The 19,766-nt window shown below is 41.5% G+C and carries 18 protein-coding genes; 11 read left to right on the top strand and 7 right to left on the bottom strand.

Features of this window, described 5'->3' with window-relative positions; genetic code table 11:
* The first annotated feature begins 214 nt into the window (after positions 1–214).
* From JW841_11910 to JW841_11920, 3 genes are all read left to right on the top strand, one after another.
* Complete coding sequence (locus tag JW841_11910; protein ID MBN1961643.1) at positions 215–2,737, top strand: hypothetical protein; 2,523 nt, start codon at positions 215–217, stop codon at positions 2,735–2,737.
* Positions 2,738–2,937: 200 nt separating this feature from the next.
* A complete protein-coding gene (locus JW841_11915; GenBank protein ID MBN1961644.1) occupies positions 2,938–3,075 on the top strand; it encodes a hypothetical protein in 138 nt (45 codons plus the stop codon).
* A complete protein-coding gene (locus JW841_11920) occupies positions 3,050–4,201 on the top strand; it encodes a cellulase family glycosylhydrolase (GenBank protein ID MBN1961645.1) in 1,152 nt (383 codons plus the stop codon). Before JW841_11915 ends, JW841_11920 begins: the two co-directional genes overlap by 26 nt.
* 29 nt (positions 4,202–4,230) lie before the next feature.
* Here JW841_11920 and JW841_11925 read toward each other — a convergent pair whose 3' ends face one another.
* On the bottom strand, positions 4,231–4,587 hold the full coding sequence (locus JW841_11925) for a transposase (GenBank protein MBN1961646.1): 357 nt from the start codon (positions 4,585–4,587) through the stop codon (positions 4,231–4,233).
* 237 nt (positions 4,588–4,824) lie between these two features.
* Between JW841_11925 and JW841_11930 the strand changes: the two genes are divergently transcribed.
* Positions 4,825–5,685, top strand: a complete 861-nt coding sequence (locus JW841_11930) for a cysteine synthase family protein (GenBank protein ID MBN1961647.1) — start codon at positions 4,825–4,827, stop codon at positions 5,683–5,685.
* Here the strand turns inward: JW841_11930 and JW841_11935 are convergent.
* Genes JW841_11935 through JW841_11955 form a run of 5 tightly spaced genes read right to left on the bottom strand, consistent with a single transcriptional unit; the run spans position 5,682 to position 12,241 of the window.
* Positions 5,682–7,541, bottom strand: a complete 1,860-nt coding sequence (locus JW841_11935; protein ID MBN1961648.1) for a TRAP transporter large permease subunit — start codon at positions 7,539–7,541, stop codon at positions 5,682–5,684. The genes JW841_11930 and JW841_11935 overlap by 4 nt on opposite strands.
* Positions 7,516–8,541: a TRAP transporter substrate-binding protein DctP gene (gene dctP / locus JW841_11940; GenBank protein MBN1961649.1), complete on the bottom strand. Its 1,026-nt coding sequence runs from the start codon at positions 8,539–8,541 to the stop codon at positions 7,516–7,518. The genes JW841_11935 and dctP overlap by 26 nt, the downstream gene beginning before the upstream one ends.
* Positions 8,542–8,553: 12 nt before the next feature.
* Positions 8,554–9,468 carry a TRAP transporter TatT component family protein gene (locus JW841_11945; GenBank protein MBN1961650.1) on the bottom strand — a complete coding sequence of 305 codons (915 nt, stop codon included), beginning with the start codon at positions 9,466–9,468 and terminating at the stop codon, positions 8,554–8,556.
* 55 nt (positions 9,469–9,523) lie between these two features.
* Entirely contained in the window at positions 9,524–10,372 is an 849-nt protein-coding gene (gene psd, locus JW841_11950) for a phosphatidylserine decarboxylase (protein ID MBN1961651.1), read from the bottom strand.
* A 54-nt stretch (positions 10,373–10,426) separates the two neighbouring features.
* Positions 10,427–12,241, bottom strand: coding sequence for a sulfatase-like hydrolase/transferase (locus JW841_11955; protein ID MBN1961652.1), 1,815 nt, complete (start codon positions 12,239–12,241; stop codon positions 10,427–10,429).
* Positions 12,242–12,378: 137 nt separating this feature from the next.
* On the opposite strand from JW841_11955, the gene ychF reads away from it, so the two are divergent.
* From ychF to JW841_11980, 5 genes are all read left to right on the top strand, one after another.
* Positions 12,379–13,479 (top strand): redox-regulated ATPase YchF, encoded by a 1,101-nt coding sequence (gene ychF / locus JW841_11960; protein ID MBN1961653.1) that lies wholly within the window; start codon positions 12,379–12,381, stop codon positions 13,477–13,479.
* Between the two features lie 106 nt (positions 13,480–13,585).
* The gene (locus JW841_11965) at positions 13,586–13,987 is read left to right on the top strand and encodes a hypothetical protein (protein ID MBN1961654.1); all 402 of its coding nucleotides are present in this window, start codon (positions 13,586–13,588) and stop codon (positions 13,985–13,987) included.
* 106 nt (positions 13,988–14,093) lie between these two features.
* Positions 14,094–14,987: a hypothetical protein gene (locus tag JW841_11970; protein ID MBN1961655.1), complete on the top strand. Its 894-nt coding sequence runs from the start codon at positions 14,094–14,096 to the stop codon at positions 14,985–14,987.
* Between the two features lie 146 nt (positions 14,988–15,133).
* On the top strand, positions 15,134–16,006 hold the full coding sequence (gene panB / locus JW841_11975; protein MBN1961656.1) for a 3-methyl-2-oxobutanoate hydroxymethyltransferase: 873 nt from the start codon (positions 15,134–15,136) through the stop codon (positions 16,004–16,006).
* Positions 16,007–16,035: 29 nt separating this feature from the next.
* Entirely contained in the window at positions 16,036–16,878 is an 843-nt protein-coding gene (locus JW841_11980) for a pantoate--beta-alanine ligase (GenBank protein MBN1961657.1), read from the top strand.
* A 25-nt stretch (positions 16,879–16,903) separates the two neighbouring features.
* On the opposite strand, the gene JW841_11985 is transcribed toward JW841_11980, so the two are convergent.
* Positions 16,904–18,286 carry a PilZ domain-containing protein gene (locus JW841_11985; protein MBN1961658.1) on the bottom strand — a complete coding sequence of 461 codons (1,383 nt, stop codon included), beginning with the start codon at positions 18,284–18,286 and terminating at the stop codon, positions 16,904–16,906.
* Positions 18,287–18,405: 119 nt separating this feature from the next.
* On the opposite strand from JW841_11985, the gene JW841_11990 reads away from it, so the two are divergent.
* Together JW841_11990 and JW841_11995 are read left to right on the top strand one after the other, a co-directional pair.
* Positions 18,406–18,588, top strand: coding sequence for a hypothetical protein (locus JW841_11990; GenBank protein ID MBN1961659.1), 183 nt, complete (start codon positions 18,406–18,408; stop codon positions 18,586–18,588).
* A 246-nt stretch (positions 18,589–18,834) separates the two neighbouring features.
* Positions 18,835–19,647: a hypothetical protein gene (locus tag JW841_11995; protein MBN1961660.1), complete on the top strand. Its 813-nt coding sequence runs from the start codon at positions 18,835–18,837 to the stop codon at positions 19,645–19,647.
* Positions 19,648–19,766: the final 119 nt, after the last annotated feature.

Here is a 19,766-nt window from a genome sequence, read left to right on the forward strand (position 1 = left end):
ATGTACTTTTGTACAAAATGCTTTAAAAAAGGCCTTTTTTTCAACATGCTTTGGGGTATTGCCTTTTTCTTATGCTATTAGCAGTACGTATTTATGCCTCTTCGCGCGCAGCGCGATTGGCTCTATAATAAATATTATCGTCAAATCCGAGCCTGAGGAGTATAATATTCTTAGGTTGTTTTTGCATTAATCAGCAAGAAAACCGGAGTGAAATATGATGCGACTAATTGGGTTTTGCGTAGCAGTGTTTTTAGCATTGGCGGTTATAGCCTGCCAAACGGGCAAAAATCATATTAGCTCCAGTAACAATGGAAATACCGATACCGATTATACCAACAATAATGCTGACTCCAATGATGGTTCGCAAGACAATAATAACAGTGATGGCAATGATAATATAACTAACGATGAAGATACAGATGGAGACGGAGAAGATAGCAGTGTGGTTGTGCCATGCGGCAACGGTATAATAGATGCCGGTGAAGATTGTGATGGCAGCAATCTCAACGGACAAGATTGTGATTCCGTGGGCCCTTATGCGGGCGGAGATTTAGCTTGCGCTGAAAATTGTACTTTTAATGTCTCGGCATGCACCTCGCAGCGAAATTGGTTACAGCTAAATGATAAAGTAGCTTTTCTAGTTTCAGACGAAGATTGGCGTTTAGCGCTTACTTTGATTCCGGCTTTAAATTGGACGGCTAACCCCGTTGACTTTGCGCGTTGTGCTCATCCCTATGGTGGGGCAGACAATGTCTGTAGTTACCCAACTTTAATCTATCATGTAGAAGCAGATGGGATTGACCTTGACTCCATAGACCATTTCCTCAGTCGCTATCAGCCTACAACAATCTACCATCTAGGCACGGCGCCAAGCACCCTGATCGACCTAGTATCCTATCGCTTCACGATGGCGTCGTTAGCGTCGCCTTTGAGTATGTGGCATGAGTATGACCAAGCTATCCTAGTTGAAGACGATTATGCTTTGGCATTGCAAGCTACTACCTTAGCATCGTTATTAGACGCTCCTTTATTTATCGCAGGTTATAATGACGACCTAATAAATGATAGCGCCCAGGTGATTTGTGTCGGTGTGCTGGCCGCGCCAGTTGCTGCACATTGCGCTGAGACGCTTACGAGCTTAGATGTTTCTCTGCGAGCCTTGGCGCTTACTGGTAGTGACCGTTTGCTGCTAACCAACGCGCGTGACACTGTGCCGCTTAGTACTAGTTCTGTTGCGCTCGAGCGTACGAGCGGTCAGATCCATGAACTTTATGGCAGATTATCTTTAGCTTCACCGATTTTGGCTGCGGCTAAGCACCAAGTGCTTGCAGTTTTTAACGATGCCAGTGCAACTTACCAAACCGTCGATGCCTTTATTGCAACATTTCTTGCTGCAACTAGTATGCAGCCCCAATATCTCACTATCGTAGCATCCCCCAATACTATTCCCCAAGCACGCAATACTAATGAGTACCTTCGTAAACCGGAAACAGCCTTTGTTAAATGGGTACAGATAGATGGATCGATATACGGCGACCTTGACGGCGACTACTTTCAAGATCTCAAAGTCGGCCGCCTTTATTCCTTATCGCTTTCTGATGTCACGAGTTATATTGCCCGCGTCTTAACCTATGACCATTTGCCCAAGGCGACGGACTTCGCATCACTTACTTCGTTCGAGCTCCAATTTTGCAGCGGCTATCATAAAAATTTATTCATCGAGGAGCTTATGGAAGCTGCCGGCTTTACGAACGCCAGTGCTACCGTTGGGTATGGTCAAAGCTTCGCGGTTGATACTTTGCGTGATAAAGCTCTGCTTGCTTATGACGGTCATGGCACTACTACGAGCATGAATGGTGGTTTTTCGGTTAGCCGGTTGCGTAGCAATGCGATCTGGTTTCCCGAGACCGTAATTACTAGCACTGCCTGTTTAATCTGTTCATGGAACAAGGCTAATAAAGCGCAGTTATTTTGTGCAGAAGCTTTTCGCCGCGGTGCTATCGCGATTGTCAGTGCTATGGATGAAAATGCGACCAACGCCGGGGTAAATGTAAGTTTTATACGTAGTCTCACGTACGGCGCCGATTTAGGCTCTGCTTTTCGCGATGCCACGAACATATCTTTTGCTGATAGCGTGCAAGTCTATTCACCTTTTTTGTCCATGCTCGGTGATCCTACTTTTAATCCTAAGTGGTCGAGCAGCGATACAGTAGATATTGTGCAAGTCGAAACAAGCGATCTCGAACCGCAAGGTGGCGGTGAATGGCTGCTTAACGTGGAGGTTAGCGCTAAGCCGACCATAACCCATGGAATTTGGAATGTGCGTCATAGCTCAAGCTCGCGATTGGATGTTAATGCGCCGCCATACTATGGTGGCGCATCAACCCTAATCTCCAATGCTTGTTATTTTCTACGCTTTCCGGATAGTTCTAGCAGCGACCCCTCTATTGAGAATTACCGCGACATGTTCACGGTACTGGCGCATTTTTCCAACCCAGAAGGCCGTATACTAAAGCGGGTACAGTCGGCTAGCCGCACGATTGGCGCTGTGGTTACTGACATCACCGCAGATCTGCCGGTTGACCCGGATTTTCCTGATCGAGTATTCTCTATAAGCAATGCTGCAGGCACCACTTTTATTTTTATCAAGCTTTTTATTGCAGATAATACAGCAGTACTGCGCGACACCACATCAGTCCCTGCTGTAGATTTTCATGTCGAGTTTATATTCGAATAAGCAACATTATTGATTGATTGCCACGTCAGTACTGAATAAAAAAATTAAAAGCGTCGATTTTTTATATACCATAAGCGGACTGGCATCCTAATAAAGAAAATACTGATTCAATTAATCTTCAAGATTGGTCATCTAATAGTACGATTAAATTTACTACTCAACTAAGTGATTTCTTTTGTGGTAAAACTATAATTATCTACGTGCGAAATAGCTATGATCCCTCTGATGGATCACCTGAGCATTTTTATAGCTCAACTCGCGTTTTATTAAAATCATCAGAAGATTTAGGACTGCCGCAAGTGCAAGCAGTAGATGTGCTTTACAACAATCATAACTGAGTATCAAACTCAAATTATCGATGCGGTTAGGCAAATTGATCCAAATATAGTTATTTTTATCGAGCCTATGTGGGGCGCTGCAAGTTATTTCCGCGCTATTGATCGTCCAGGCTTAGTTTATAATGCGCACTTTTACGAGCCGTTTTATTTGTCTGGCCAGGGCTTTCCGTGGATTGAGAATGGTAATATACCAACCGATGTTAACTATCCCGGTGATGTGGTCAAAGATATTTTAATGATGGATACTTCTAACGAAACCTATGATGATATCTGGGGCTTACCTATAGATGGCGCTTCTTGGAAACAAATAATCACTGACAGTAGACCAATCAGTGAAGGGGCTGAATACGCCTTTGTTAAGATATTTAGTAGTCAAAACCCACAAAAAATTGCGTGTTTTGATCAAATCGAATATTCAAAAGACGAGGGGCAAACTTGGTTACCGATTATCGGTGGCTCTTTTGAAGATATTGGCTTTGCTATGTCTGCTACTGATTGTGGTTTTAGAGAATATGTTCCATTGCATTGGAATTCATACATTGAAGCTGAAGGTAGCGCCAGTCGTGATTGTACCCAAGGATTTGATGGTAATTGTTCATTACGTATTCAAGATTGCTCTGGATGGTGTCAATCTACCAATGGCAATGAATACGGCATGTGGGGCACTGCTGGTGGCATCCCAATACAATCAGGCGATACAATCAAGCTTAGATTTTATGCTCGCACTGAAGGCCCTAACGATTCAAGAACAGGCATCGGGCTTATGTATATTAAAACCGTGCGCGAATATTGGGATAGAACTACAATAGAAGATTTACTAATTGGCAATATAAAAACTTTTACTGATGCGCAAAATGCGCCGCTCTTCATTGGTGAGTTTGCCCCATCTTCGCAAGGGAAACGCCCAGATAGTTTATATTATGCCCGAGATATTATAGAAATAATGAACGACAACAATATTAGTTGGACCTTTTATGATTACCGCTCTCCTTCTGATCCAGAATATCATTATATGTCTATTTATAACGGCTGGGCTGGTATACCTACTAATCAATGCTATCAATCAAATGACAGCGGATGCTCTGAGGATACTGAGCTATTACGTGTAATAATCGAGCACTTTTAAAATGAAGTATTGACTCTCCAGCCACCACTTTAAGCAGCTTCTTGTGTCCCTTTCAATATCTCCTTTTTATATTCTTTTAGCATTTCTATATTTAAATACTTGTTTCCTTCCTGCCATGCTTCATTGATCTCTACCGCTAATGCTCGTATAAGACGTAAACAGCTTTCTTCATTGGGAAATATTCGTAATACCCGCGTTCGACGGCGAATTTCTTCATTCAATCTTTCTATTACATTGCTTGAACGCAAATGCTTGCGATGAGACCAAGGCAATCGATAAAATGTTAATGTTTCCTCTATATTTTCTTCTACCCAGTCACATAGCCTTATGTATTTGCTTTGCCATTTGTTTAACCACGATTTCGAATCTTGTTTAGCTTCATCAATATTTCTGCGTTAATATAACCAGCGAAGTTCTGTTAAGAGTATCACTTGATTTTTTTTTGGTGTAAGAACAAGGTGCAAAAACATTGGATTCTATTTGATTAGTTTTTTGACTTAATTGACATTCTATATGGGGATATCACTTTGTCGAACATAAATACCTTTAATCAAATTAACATATTTGATCTAGCGCATACTAAACCCGCTGATTCAATTTTAGGTCTAATTGGTTTTACCCCAATGGTACGTATCAACCAGCTTAATCCCAACTCGAGGGTAATTTTATTTGCTAAACTCGAGGGATTTAATCCGACCGGCAGTATAAAAGACCGAATCGCCCTTAAAATGATCGAGCAAGCCGAGCAAGAAGGTTCGCTGACTCGTGATAAAACTATTATTGAACCAACTAGCGGCAATACCGGCATAGGCATAGCTATGATTGGGGCAGTCAAAGGTTATGCGGTTGAAATCGTCATGAGTGAAGCTGTTTCAATTGAGCGTCGGCGCATGATTTGCGCTTTTGGCGCTAAAGTAACACTTACTGACGCAAAATTAGGTACTGATGGTGCCATCATGCGAGCACGAGAACTTTTGCAGACATACCCTGAACGCTATTTTATGCCTGACCAATTTTCAAATCACTATAATAAGCTGGCTCACTACCTTGGCACTGCCCAAGAAATATTGGCGCAGACCGAAGGAAATATTGATTATTTTGTATCATCGTTAGGCACTAGCGGTACACTCATGGGTGTTGGACTAGCGCTTAAAGAACGTATACCACGCATTAAAATTGTTAGTGCGCATCCGGTACGTGGACATTACATTCAAGGTTTGAAAAACCTAGAAGAAGCCATTGTACCTGCCATTTATGATGAAAATAAAATCGACCGGCATATTATGATTGAAACCGAAGATGCTTTTGCCCTGGCGCGCCGTCTAGCTGTTGAAGAAGGAATATTTGCGGGCATGAGTTCTGGCGCTGCCCTTTATGCTGCGCAACAAGTGGCAAAAGAGATAGATAGCGGCAATATTGTGACAATATTTCCTGATCGCGGTGAAAAGTATCTAAGTACTGAGTTGTTTAATAAAGATTCTTAAAATCCACGTATCCAATCAAGAAAGCCAATACTTATAAATGGCACATAAGTAATCAACAAGACTCCAACAATACGTACTAATAAAAATGGCAAAGTCACCCGATAGAGATGGGTTAACGGTTGCGAAAAACGGCTTGAAGCTAAAATTAAATTGAGACCAATGGGAGGAAAAAGAAAACCTAATTCAAGGTTAGCAAGAAATATAATACCTAAATGTAATGGGTTAATATCATAAGCAGCCGCTAATGGAGCTAATAAAGGCGCCAGCACAATAATAGCTGAATATACTTCAAGCACACTGCCCAATATAAGCAACACAAAATTTAACACCAATAAAAATATAACTTGGGTATTTAAATGTTGTTGGGCCCAGCTAAGCACAAAAGCAGGGATCTCGGCATCAACTAAATAACTAGTTAGCCCCATGGCTACACCCAGTACTATTAAAACAGCGCCAACTAAAGTAACAGCATTAATAATGACTCCGGGCAAATCGCGAATCGGATGAATGTCTTTAAGAATAAAACATTGCGATACAATAGCGGACAACAACGCAATAGCAGCAGCTTCAACTATGGTAGCAAAGCCAGTAAATACTGTAAATACTACAATAAGTGGAATGATAAGCTCCCATTTAGCATGCCATGTGGCTTGGCAAAGTTCCTTTAAATTAAATGCTTGACGTTTGGCTTTATAACGAACACCTGCTGCAATACCATATGTTGCTACCATCGCTACTAATAACATCCCAGGCACAACACCTGCGATAAAGAGATCTTCAACATTTGCTTGTGCCACAATCGCATAAAGAATTACTGGTAGACTAGGAGGAAATAATAAGCCTAAAGAGCCAGCCGAAGTTACTAAACCATGGCTAAACCCTTTGGGATAACCTTCGGCAATCAGCATGGGTAATACCAAACCACCCAATGCTAAAATGGTAACCCCAGAGCCGCCAGTGAATGCAGTAAAAACTGCGCATACTAAACACACAATTAATGCAGAACCACCCGGCATAAAGCCAACTAAAGCGCGCACTAAGCGCAACAAGCGATTAGATGCTCCACCAGCAGTGATTACGTAACCAGTTACTGTCAATAGAGGTAAGGCAGGTAGTGTTGCTGAAGCAACAAGACGAAAAGTTTCGGCGGGAACTGCAGCTATTGGTATGTCAGCAGAAAAAAACAGCAACATACCTAAACCTGCCATTGCTACAAATACCGGTGCGCCAACAATTAGTCCCAAAATAATAGCAACGATCCCAATTGATATTAAGACGCTTGTTGGCAATACTAAATAAATCAAGGCACCACAAAGAAATATGGTGATGACGGATAAAATTCGACCCCGCCACATTAGCGCAGAATTATAAATAAAACGCCATGCCATTAGTCCTGAGGCTACAGGCATAATAACTTCACTGAACCAAGTAGGTATACCACCAGGTAACAAGCTTTGTTGTGCCAAGTCAGCTTGCACTAAGACCGTGCTCGCATAAGCTAATGCAATACAAACACCAGCAGATAAAACGCTTCCATACCAACGCACAATAGGTCGATACTGTGTCGAAAAACGCTCTACTTTACTTAAAGCTAAATGTTTACCGATACCAGCAGTAGCTAGCAATGCACCTAAAAATCCTAACCAAAGAGTTAAATGTTGAGCATAAAGAACAGCACCGGGAATACTGGTTTGACAAAGGCGCCGTGCAAAACTCTCTAACGACGGTAACATCATCATGGCAAGCAAAACGATAACTATCGCTGCTTGCTCTAAACGTTTTGCCCATAATGAAAATAGGAGTGTAGCTGTGGGTTTTTCGGTGTTGAGCTTAGTGCTTATTGGCGCGAAACTCATCTCTGATACGTTTAGCCTCGTCAAAATCAGCAACTGATACTGCCCCACCACGAATGGCAGGCCAAGTCTTTTGTGCTAATTCTTGCCAGGCTTGCATACCTGCGGTATCGAATTCAATTATTTTTAGACCATTTTTTTTCATTCCAGCAATTGCATCAGCCTGCATACGCGCGACCTCTTCATTTACTTGTACACCAACAGCTCGCGATATACGCAAAAGTTCCGGCTGCAAATCTTTTGGGATCTTGTTCCAAGCTCGCGTAGTTATTAGAGTTGTACCAGGTAAATGCGCCCATGCCGCTGCAGTCATAAAGGGTGTTCGCTCATACCAACGTGTGGCTAACGCCATTACCGGTGTTGCGTTATACGCATCGATCATGCCTGTTGCTAATGAAGTCATTAAATCAGTAACCGAAAGCACAACTGGCTGAAAACCAGCTAACTTAAATACTTCGACGGCTTTAGGATCACCCGCCCAAACAAAAATCTTCATATCTTGCAATTGGTTAGGTGAAGTTATTGATTTACGTAGAAAAAAACGCGCCGATCCCGTGTCACCCCACATCAGCGCTTGAAAACCTTTTTCTACCAGGCGCTGCTCCCATTTTTGTACGAGGTGATTAAATACATATTCATATTCAGCATCGCTAGCGATCAACCCCGGTATGCTTAAGACTTTGGGAGCTGAATCAATTTCGCCAACCCCAATGGTGCTAATTGCAGCTGCTTGCAATTGGCCAATACGCATTTTGCGCACCATATCGCCTTCATTGCCAGCCACGCCACTTGGAAAAATCTTCAACTGTACTTGATTATTTGATGCCTTAGCCCATTTAACCGCCATATCTTTTAGTTGGCGATGCCACCCTGAACCTTCAGGAGCAAGAGTACCAAGTTTGATGGTTACGGCTTTGGCATTTGGTGTAGTCGTAAAAACAATAATTATATTAACTAATATCCAAAAAATTTTTGGTAAAATATTCATTTTTAGTTGTTTCACTAGGGAGTGTCCCTACAAAAAAAGGTCAGTAACACGTTCTTTTAACCAAAGTGCACGCTCTTGTGCAATCACATTATTAAGACGAAAACGTAGATCTTTATTTACATCAAATGATAGTACTTGTTCGATAAGTGCAAGAAATTCTTGACGATTTTGAGTTTGTACTGAAATTACTTCAGCATAGGTAACAAGTGGCGAAAGTTTGTTATCTTGGCAAAGTTGCATTGTACGTTCAAAATGTTTTTTTGCCCGCACCATGCTACCACCAGAAGCTTCTGAACGACCGCCTTCATAAGTAATATAAAATTCATGGATCGCACCGTAATTATATGATTCATCAAGGAGCAAAGCTTGGTTCATTAAACTTTCAACGCTTGTTAAATCAGCCACTAATACTAAATCGTCTTTTGAAATAGAAATTTGCGCTGCCCATGCAACAGCAGTCCAATAAATAAATGGCACATCTTGTTTGCTCAGAGTTGCAAGAGCTGTTTTTCTATCTTTAGCAAACTCATCTGTGAAACCTGGATGCATAGCTTCAAGACCGCGCAGACCATAATGGCGTGCTCGTAAATAAAGCTTTCGTGCTCGGCTAAACAGTTTATCAGCTACATTTGGTGCATTATCTATGCTACGTTCGGCATCAAATTGCACAAAAGCGTATGCATACTGAGTAAAGCCAGATGCTGCCGCTAATAGTAGCTTGGGGTCGTTAGGCGATTTTTCTAATAATGATTCTATGGTCTTTAAACCAAAGGGTATCGCTGCACGAACAAGCTGTGGATCATCATCGCTGGCATATGCTAAACCAGTGCCCGCCACTGCATCTGCCGCTGCAGAGGCTATTAAGCCACTACAGCCAGTATTAATGCTTAGAGCTAACAAGAGATAAGCTATTGCTATGGTATTAAAGTTTCGCCACTGCATAAAAACTTTTAGAAAAATAAAAGGTTCATGCTTTAGCTGAAATAGCCAACCGTTATTAATGAATGGTGCCGATACGCAAGCCCATTTGTACACTTTGTAGAGGTGCAATTGCATCAAAAGATATCCGCCCCGGCTCAGTGATTAATATAACCGTAGAGCCTAGTTCAAAAACACCAACTTCATCACCTTTTTGTAATACATACGGCTCAGGATACTCAATTCGTCTTATATACGCCCGTGTTGTGTTCGTTCGTATGGTTAGGTCATAAGTTACCCCAATTCGACCGACCATTGTAGCCCCAACTTTAACTAATGCTACACAACCAGATGTTTCAGTATCAATGTAAGTAACCACTCGCTCATTGCGCGCAAATAAATCTTCAATACGTTCTATTACTTCTGAAAAAACCGGCAATAAACGACCCGGAATAACTGTAGCATTATGTACCGCACCAGCAATTGGCGCATGAATGCGATGATAATCTTTTGGTGAAAGATAAATAGTAGCATATGCCCCACCTTCAAACCTTGCAGCTTCACGCTCATCATTAAGTAGTTGCGCTAAGGAATAACTTCGACCCTTTACTTGTAATAAAGTCCCCTGCAAAACCAATCCACACATGCCAATAATGCCATCAACCGGTGAAATTATTGCATCCGCAGCAACATCAATCGACCGTGCATTAGTTTTTAAATAACGAACAAATAAATCTTCAATGCTGATATATTCTTCAATTGATTTTTCAGCCTCAGCTAAATCAATACCAGTAAACCTAACAAATAAACGCTTTGCCAGTGCAACAAAAAAACGTGGGCGCTGCCAGCGCACCACAACACCCCAGGCACGCGAGATTAGGCCGGCAGGTAAAAATCGTATAATCACTGCGATTAATTTACGCATCATTTGCTGCTCTTAGCACCTAATCTTAATAAAACCAGGGTTATTTGAAAAATAAATTTAGCTTTCATTCACCTTTTGCCAGAAAGCACTGTACCCATTAAGTACTTCACGCAGATGTTGCAATCGCTTAACACTTAGCTGTTTAGTATTAAGTTCTTGATAATTTTGATCTCTAATTTCAAAAATGCCGCTGGTGTGCATTTCAGAACCAAATACAACTACTCCCTCTTCATCAACCATTCCACATTGATCCCAGCCACAGCTTACAATGGGTAAACGAGGTTCGTCATCAAAAAGCACTTTGCCATGAGAATAAGCGAATGCATCATTCTCTATACCTAATATATTCCCTAAGGTAGGCGCCACATCTAATAAAGATACTGCCTGTTCATATTGTTTTGGTGCCATACCTGGCACATACAATACTAATGGTACTCGTATCTGTTCATTATCAAAAGCACTGTTGTGGCCATAATAACCATGCTCACCAAATTCTTGGCCATGATCACCAGTAATTAAAATTATAGTATGAGATAGTTTTGGATCTTTCTGACGTGCTATTTGCATTACTTGTTCGGTCAAATCGTCAGCATAGGCTAGTGCACTTAAGTATCGATCATGAGTATTTAATGACGCGGCTGGTTTAATAAGATCAAGCTGACTAGATTTTGTAGCATCACCACGTCGATATGATATCGGGAAATCAAATGGTGCATGGGTCGAGTCAAAAAAGATAAAAGCAAAATAAGGATTAGGGCGTGCCCTAGTATTTCCCTCTGTAGTATCAATAAATTTTTTAAACTCATTTACTAGTACACGGTCACGTTCGGCCATACGCCCAGGTACATTATCCACTAAATAATCAACCCCACTAACGAATACGGTTTCGCGAAATTCCGGCCACGATAATGGTGCACTTGCAATGGCAGCAGTTTGATAGCCTAATGACTTAATACGTTCTAATAATACTGGAGCCCGACGCGCCCCCAACATGGTATGCCAAAAATTGCCATACAAACCATAAAACAAACTAAAAATACCAAAACGTGTGGCGTTACCGCCACTATAACAGTGCATGAACGTTTGCGCCTGTTGCGCAAAACTCATTAATTTCGGCATCGTCTGTTTATCAACCGAATGTGCACGCATACTATCAATTACAATCATTAGAATATTCGGCGGTTCTTTAACAACACGCATACGCAATGCAGCTCGCGGATAATTCAAAGATGTTATATTGGGTCGAGACTGTGATGCTAATTCATCATCGGTTACCGGCAAATATCCTAAATTACGAAGCTGGCGCTTTGGCGTCATCCATTGATAAAATGGAATGGCTCGCGAAGCTTGCAGTATGGGGGCATAATTCCATACGTCAGCAACTGCAAAAATAATATGTTCACCAAGCGCTGATATTAAAATAGCGGCTAGTGCTATTGCCCAAATACGCTGCTTATATAATGGTTTTTCAGACTGACGAACTAAACGGCGAAAAAGAACAAACTGTCCGATAAAAAATATAATAATGGCGATAATAAATAGACTAATAGTTGTTGTTGAAATCCCGGTCGCTTCAAGTCCATGTGATGTGGTTAGTACATTGAGTACCAAACCATTGACGTGAAAACGAAAGAACGAGAACAAACGCACATCAATAAATACTAAAGTATGCAAAATGGTAAACAACAGCGCCCCAACAAATGCCGCAGTAAAATTTGAGACACGGCGAATTAACCATATGAATGCGGCAAAACTTAAAGTTAATACTCCCAGCTCTTCAAAAAGAACTAAAATAATAAAACTAGAACTGATGAAGTTGCTTGCAGGCGCTACCCATATATAGCCGCTACTACTTGCGAGTAACGCTAGCAAATTAATAAATGCGAAGAAAAATAGTCCGTTATAGGCTTTTAAAGGCCGCATAGAACAAAAACTATACACTCGATACGATATTGATTGCATCTTAAATTTGACGGATCTGACTATTTTGCGCTAGTGGCGTTAACCAAATGGGCTTCTCATGTGGAATCGTCGGTTTGCCCAATGTGGGCAAAAGTACTTTATTCAATGCGTTATCATCAGCTAAGGCTGAGGCACAAAATTTCCCTTTTTGTACCATCGAGCCTAATACCGGCATTGTACCGGTGCCAGATGAACGATTAGATAAGCTTGCGCAACTTTATAAACCTAAAAAAACCACACCTACCACTATTCGTTTTGTTGATATTGCTGGTCTGGTACGAGGCGCTTCACGAGGCGAGGGTCTCGGCAATCAGTTTCTCAGTCATATTCGCGAAGTTGATGCGATAGTAAACGTCGTGCGCTGTTTTACTGATGACAATGTTACCCATGTCGATGGTCGTATTGATCCAGCGGGCGATATTGAAACCATTCAAACTGAGCTGTGTCTAAAAGACCTCGAAAGCGTTAATCGCCGCCTTGATAAAGCTCGCAAGCAAGTTAAATCAGGGGATGCAGTAGAAAAATTAGCCCTCGAAGTTTGTGAGCAATTAATTCCGCTACTTGATAGCGGTCAACCAGCACGCCGCGCTGAGCTTGATGAAAAAAGCTCAGAGATTTTACAGCCACTCGCTCTGCTGACCATGAAACCCGTAATGTACATTGCTAATATCGATGAGAATTCGCTGGCTAATGCAGGCGCAAATGAGCATGTGCAAACCTTACGCAAGTTTGCCGCTAACGAAAACGCTGAAGTTGTAGAAATTTGCGCTGCCCTTGAAGCTCAAATTGCCGAGCTTGACCTGCAAGACCGTGATGCATTTCTAAAAAGCGTTGGCCTTAGCGAACCAGGTCTTAATCGCGTGATTCGTCATGGCTATCAATTGCTAAATTTAGTAACCTTTCTAACTGTCGGCCCCGATGAGTGTCGTGCTTGGACAGTTAAAAAAGGCGCAACCGCACCAGAGGCTGCCGGAGTAATTCATTCTGATTTTCAGCGCGGCTTTATTAGGGCTGAAGTTATCGATTGGCAAAAATTAGTCGCCCGCGGCAGCGAAGCCAAATGTCGTGAAGCTGGTGAGCTGAATATCGAAGGCAAAGATTATTTAGTACGTGATGGTGATGTAATGCACTTTCGTTTCAATGTTTAATATTTAATGTTATAGAACTTGTTTATACAACTCATTTAACTTTTAAATATCAAGATATGACATAGCGCAACTTGTCAAAACTCTATAACTCTGCTAGCCGTTTTGTATGCAAGAAAAACGTGCTGATCTTCATCCAGCAATTGCACAATTAATCAAGCAAGTAGTTACCGACGATAAAAATCAGGTTAGTTTTGCACCAGCGGCATTAGTTACTTGTCGGCGAATTTTGCTAAATGAGTTACTAGACGACGTTACGGCTTTTTTGCATTTGCTGGTTACTTGGTCACGTTTTTATGATACCAAAATTGAACCGGCAAGTACGCAATTATATGAATTAGTTAGACTATTTCCGCAGGTGCAAGAGGCCAAAAATAAAGAAGAATTATTGCGTCTTGGTCGCAAAGCCGCCACTATTGCTAAAGAAGACTCTTTAATGCGTATAACTTCAAACTTAAATGCGCCTCAGGGCAAAAGCGTGGGTTTGCGACCACAAAAAAAAAGAAGTTAAAATAATGCATAATTTTATTAACCCGCACGTTAATTAGTCGGGTATATTTTAAAACTATTCGCTAACGTCTCTTAATTTAAGCTGTAATTACTAAAAGGTGAGTAAAATGGCTCCACCTGTTTCTAGCAACAAACCGGACGTAACTCCCGAGTACCTAACCAAGCAATTTAAAAATGCTGAAAAGGAAGCAGCCAATTTAACTATAAAAACTACAAATCCTAAAAAGCTCGATGCAAGTAAAGCAGCTATTATTGTACAGGATTTATTAAGCAAAGGTATAGAAAACATTGAAATTACCAAAGCGATACGCGCTTTCCCTGCAACTGCAGAAGGTGAAACTCTACGAGCAGCTTATAGCGCTGCACTAAACGATAAAATTGGCGATATCCCAGCAAAGTACGTTCATACTATGCAAGAATATAAAGGAGTAAAAATCGGCCCCGCTGGTAATGAATCCAATTCTACAATCGATCACTCTGGGTGTACGGTTACTGGATTTGCCGATATTCTAAGTACTATTTTAGATAGAGAGATAACCCCAGCAGACGCCGCTAAATATGCTGATGCTAAAGGCCTCCTTACTAAAAAACAAGTACAAGCTGCAATAGCAGAAATAAACGAAACTAGTTCAGTAAATATTAGCTTTGCTTATTGGGATAAGGCAGATATCGCTGCTAATCTTGCTAAAGCTGAAGAACTGCCTCAAAACGCCACTACCACTACCTATCTACTTATTGGCGGAGATGTAAATTATAATTCAGCCAAAGATGGCATTAAATCAACTCCCCACTGGGTGGTTGCCACAGGTTATAGCATTGCTGAAAAAAATGGAAAAAAAGTTATTACCTACGAAGCTGTCGGCACTAGTCAAAATGACGACAAACGTTCCTTCTCTTCAGAACCACACGGCGCTACAGAAGTTGGCAAAGCCACAATAAATAAAATTTATGCCTTTACCGTAACTCCTAAAACACCACCTTCAACACAACCGGTTAGCTAAAGCAATTTACAAGCATTCATTTTCTCAGACCTCAATAATCACTATCTACTTTTTTTGCCGCTTGCCGAACCAGTAGAGCATAAGCTACTAAATTATGGACACCCCCTCGTTATCCGCTGTGGTTAACTTAATTGGCAGCGGTTAAGATGGAGATTACCATGACAAATCCTTTGGTAACCGCCAATTCGCTACAAGCTAAAAAACGCCGCAGCGAAAAAATCGTCATTATCACTGCTTATGATGCAACTTTTGCAGCTTTATTTGATAATACTGAAGTTGACGCGCTTCTAGTGGGCGACTCATTAGGTATGGTAATTCAAGGTCACCCCAATACCTTACCGGTAAATCTTGAACATGTAATTTATCATACTGCTGCAGTTAGTCGCGTTACTAAACGCGCTCATCTCATAGCTGATATGCCATTTATGTCATATCAAGTTTCAGTTGAACAAGCGGTCGAATCTGCTGGCAGACTAGTGCAAGAAGGTGGCGCACATGCAGTAAAAATTGAAGGTGGGCGTGAGTTTGCCACCCATATTCGTCGCATATATAATTGTGGGATCCCGGTTATGGGTCATCTTGGTTTAACCCCACAAAGCGTGCATCGCTTTGGCGGCTTTAAAGTGCAAGGCAAAGATGCCACTGCTGCCCAACGTCTACGAGAAGACGCGCATATTTTAGTTGAGGCCGGTTGTTATAGCATTGTATTAGAAGGCATTCCCGCTGAATTAGCCGCTGAAATTACCGCTGAGATAAATATTCCTACGATTGGTATTGGTGCCGGGGTTGGCTGTGATGGTCAGGTTTTAGTTTGTTACGATATGCTGGGACTAAATCCAAACTTTCGCCCTAAGTTTGTTAAAACCTATGCTGAGTTACATAAGCAAATCACGCAAGCCGTGCAGTCATTTGTTTCAGAGGTTCGCGCTGAATCATTTCCAACTGATGCACATAGTTTTCATGGCGACTTATCAGTCACTAATGATAGTAATGATGCTCCTTATAATCGAGTGCACTAATCGAGACAGAAGTGATGCAGAAAAAGTCAATAAAAGTTATTCAAAAAGCCCAAGAAATGCACGATTGGGCAAAAGCCCAAATAAAACAAAGGGCACGCATCGCCCTAGTGCCAACTATGGGTTATCTGCATGAAGGTCACTTATCATTAGTAGCTATCGCGCGTGCAAATGCTGATTTAGTGATTGCTTCGATTTTCATTAACCCTACACAATTTAGCCCTAATGAGGATTTTGCCCAATATCCACGCGATCTTAAGGGGGACTTACAAAAACTTGAAGTTGCTGGTGTGGATGTAGTTTTTACCCCAAATGAAGGCGAAATGTACCCGCCAGGCTTTGCTACTTACATAGTGCCAACTGATCTTGCCAATGTACTTTGTGGTATTTCACGCCCACATCATTTTCGTGGTGTGTGTACAATAGTGCATTTGTTGTTTCGCATGACCAAAGCACATGTTGCTGTTTTTGGCGAAAAAGATTACCAGCAACTCACCATTATTCGTCGCATGGTTTGCGATCTCTGGCTTGATGTTGAGATTATTGGTGGTCCGACTGTACGCGAAGTTGATGGACTAGCAAAAAGTTCTCGCAATACCTATTTATCAGCTGACGAGCGGCTTGATGCTTTAATTTTATTTAAAACACTAAATCAAATTGAAGCGACATTTAAAACCGGCGAACGTCGCGTTGAAAAACTACTTGAACAGGCTCGTAAAAATATCTCTACGGTTGCTAGCGCCCGCATAGATTACATAGAAATTGTTAGCGCTGATGATTTAGTTAAACTTAACATTATTGATCGTAAAGCTATTTGCGCCATGGCTGTCTTCATTGGCAAGACCAGGCTTATTGATAACCGGGCTTTAGTTTAAAAAACTACAATAAAACTAATGATAGCTATTGCTTATACAAACTAACAAGTATCTTTTGTCCTTGTGGTTGCACTGAAGCTTCTACCCCGTTATTTTCTAACATATAAAACACAAAACGGATCTTATCGCTGTGAACTCCCGAGACGATATTTGCAACCAAAGGACTTTTTACTTTTATTTCTCTACCATCAAGGGCATGGCTCGCTCCCGGTATATCAATTACTAACCTACGGGGGTTATCGAGCCAGAATTTTTTATAAGTATTAACTGCTTTATCAACACGTAAGGTAAATTGTGCGCTTAATTTTGCATTTGTTATTGCTGCTTTTGCAAAGTGGCTTTTTGCTGCTGGGTTAACCGTTTTTACCTTCTCAATAACTTTTGGTGAAACCACCGTTTTTGTTTTTGTTTCTGGTGTTATAACTTTATTAGCTACGGTAATCTTATCTGAGGTAAATAATTTACTACCAGCACCGGTGATCGAACGCGGTAATTGTTCGCTAATGGTCTTTGATTCAACCGCACCTTTTGTAGCTAACGGTGATGCGGTCGCTAATAATGTCGTCGCGGGTTTATCTGCTAGTGCTTTATTTGCAATACTTGGTTTTGCATCTGAGACTTTTGCTTCTACATTTATTGTATCCTCTTGCATCGATGCAGACACAGGTGTCAAAGCCGACTCTAAAGGTTGCGCGGTACCATCAAAAGCAAAGCTAGGCAGTAGTGATGCAAATACTGAAATTAAAACCCCTGCAGCAACACCTAAAATACCAGCAACGTAAGGACTAAAGCGATGTGGGGCTATGGCTGACATTGCTGTAGTTGCGCTAGCAGGAGGAGGAGCAGACATAATTGTTGCTGGCATAACCGGAAGTGGCCATTCTCCGGCTTTTCCTTCAACACGTTCGCGCACAATGCTGCTGATGCGTTGTTGCTCACTATCGTTAAGATGCAAAAACTTCATCCCATACTGTATATCATCACCGCCTGCTGTGCGTTGCCACACGATTTCGGCAAAAACATTAAGCCGCTCTTCACCCAATGCTGGACGAAAACGACAACGCAAACGCTCACCTTTTGACAACACCAGCGGTAAAATACAAGCCAGTCCGCTTTCAGATAGATTGATTATAACACCATCAGCAGTAGTTAACGCCACTTGCGTTTCAACCGTTAGCGGTACGGCAAAACGAATGCGTTCAGGCGCAAGTGTCAATTCATTACAATCAGTAATTTCATCCGAGTCAATCAAGGGTATTGGAGGTAGAGGCATTTCAGATACCCACGCTGGTTCATCTTCTTCTTCAGCAATAATACCGCGTTCAATAAGATCTCTTTCAGCATCCAAATCATCAATAATTGAATCAGCTCTAAAATCTGTTGAGGTATGAGGCATTGTGTCAGTCATGGTTTGCATCCCTAGCAGCTATAGTACAAAAATAAACGCCGCCCAAAATTAGGCTACCCGCACCAAAGCAACTCGCCAAATTTCTGGCACATTTTTTTAAAAAATGTCCTTAGTTTTTTATGTGTTTTAGCGTTCGTACTTACAATTCTGCTGCAAAGTGGCGTAGCGCAACCAATACTGACAATTGGCGCAATGCGCGCAGTAAAATAAATGATCAGGCAAAACTGACAACTATAAGCTGGATTACCGCTGGTACGCTTGGCGCAATCACTGCGGATTTCTATTTTATGGTATATTTTTAAGAGAAACTGACTATGTGAGGAATCCTACAAATTTGTAGTGTTTGTGTAATAAACCTACAACCTAGTCGACTTATAGTATTTTTATTTTTTTTAGATTTTTTTTATCTTGCACTGCAAAATTAAGCCAACCCTACACAAACAAAAGCTATTTTCGAACTCTAATTAGTAAAATTTAAAACGGCACGCATCTTGCGTAAACACCGCCGTACTATACTTGACAGCACTATCAGAAAGGAAAATACAAGTATGCGAATAGTAAAAATTATGCTCATTCTCTCACTCGGTTTAATTGCACGCGGCGTTATTGCTGCTGAGTTAATGACCGAAGAACCGTCAACAGCACCCGCAAAAGAAACCACACCAACTGCCGAGAAAAAGACTTGGTCAGTTGGTGCTGATGTTACCTTTGCCGCAATGTATTTGTGGCGCAGCATAGCTGTTAATGAAGATCCCGTTATACAACCATCTGCTACTGCAAGCATGTATGGTGTTACTATTGGCGTATGGGGCAATTTTGATTTAACTGATTTTGGCGGTACAAAAAGTGAATTTTCTGAAGTCGATTTATCTGCTTCTTACTCTTATGATTTTGGTCCCGCATCAGCTTCGGCAGGTGCTATCTATTATTTCTTTCCGATGGGCGATGCTCCTTCATTAGATACAACTGAAATATATGCAGGTATTACCGCAAATACCTTACTGTCGCCGACCTTAACACTTTACCAAGATATTGACGATACTGAAGGTCTTTACATTGCACTTTCAGCCTCACATACGCTTGAAAAAATTTGGCAACCTAGTGCAACCGCATCAATGAATGTTGCGCTCTCGGCAGGTATCAGTGCGGGTAGCAAGAAAAACAATACTGCTTATTTAGCTAGTGATAAAGCTTCCATTACTGATGCTTATTTCACCGTCAAAGCTCCTATTGCAATTGGTGACTACATTTCGGTAACTCCTGCTGTGGGCGTTGCTTCGTTAATTAATTCTGATGCTCGCGAGGTAGCAAACAAGCCCGATAATTTTTGGGGTGCGCTATCGCTTAGTGCCTCATATTAACTAAAATTATCAGTAAGCTAACCTCTCTACATCCCCCTGAACCCCACTGTAAAGATAACCCTCAATGTCAAGTAGGCGCCCTCGTTACCTCGGGCGCCTCTCACGGAACCGTACTTGTG

Source organism: Deltaproteobacteria bacterium (assembly GCA_016931625.1).
Taxonomy (GTDB): Bacteria; Myxococcota; XYA12-FULL-58-9; order XYA12-FULL-58-9; family JAFGEK01; genus JAFGEK01.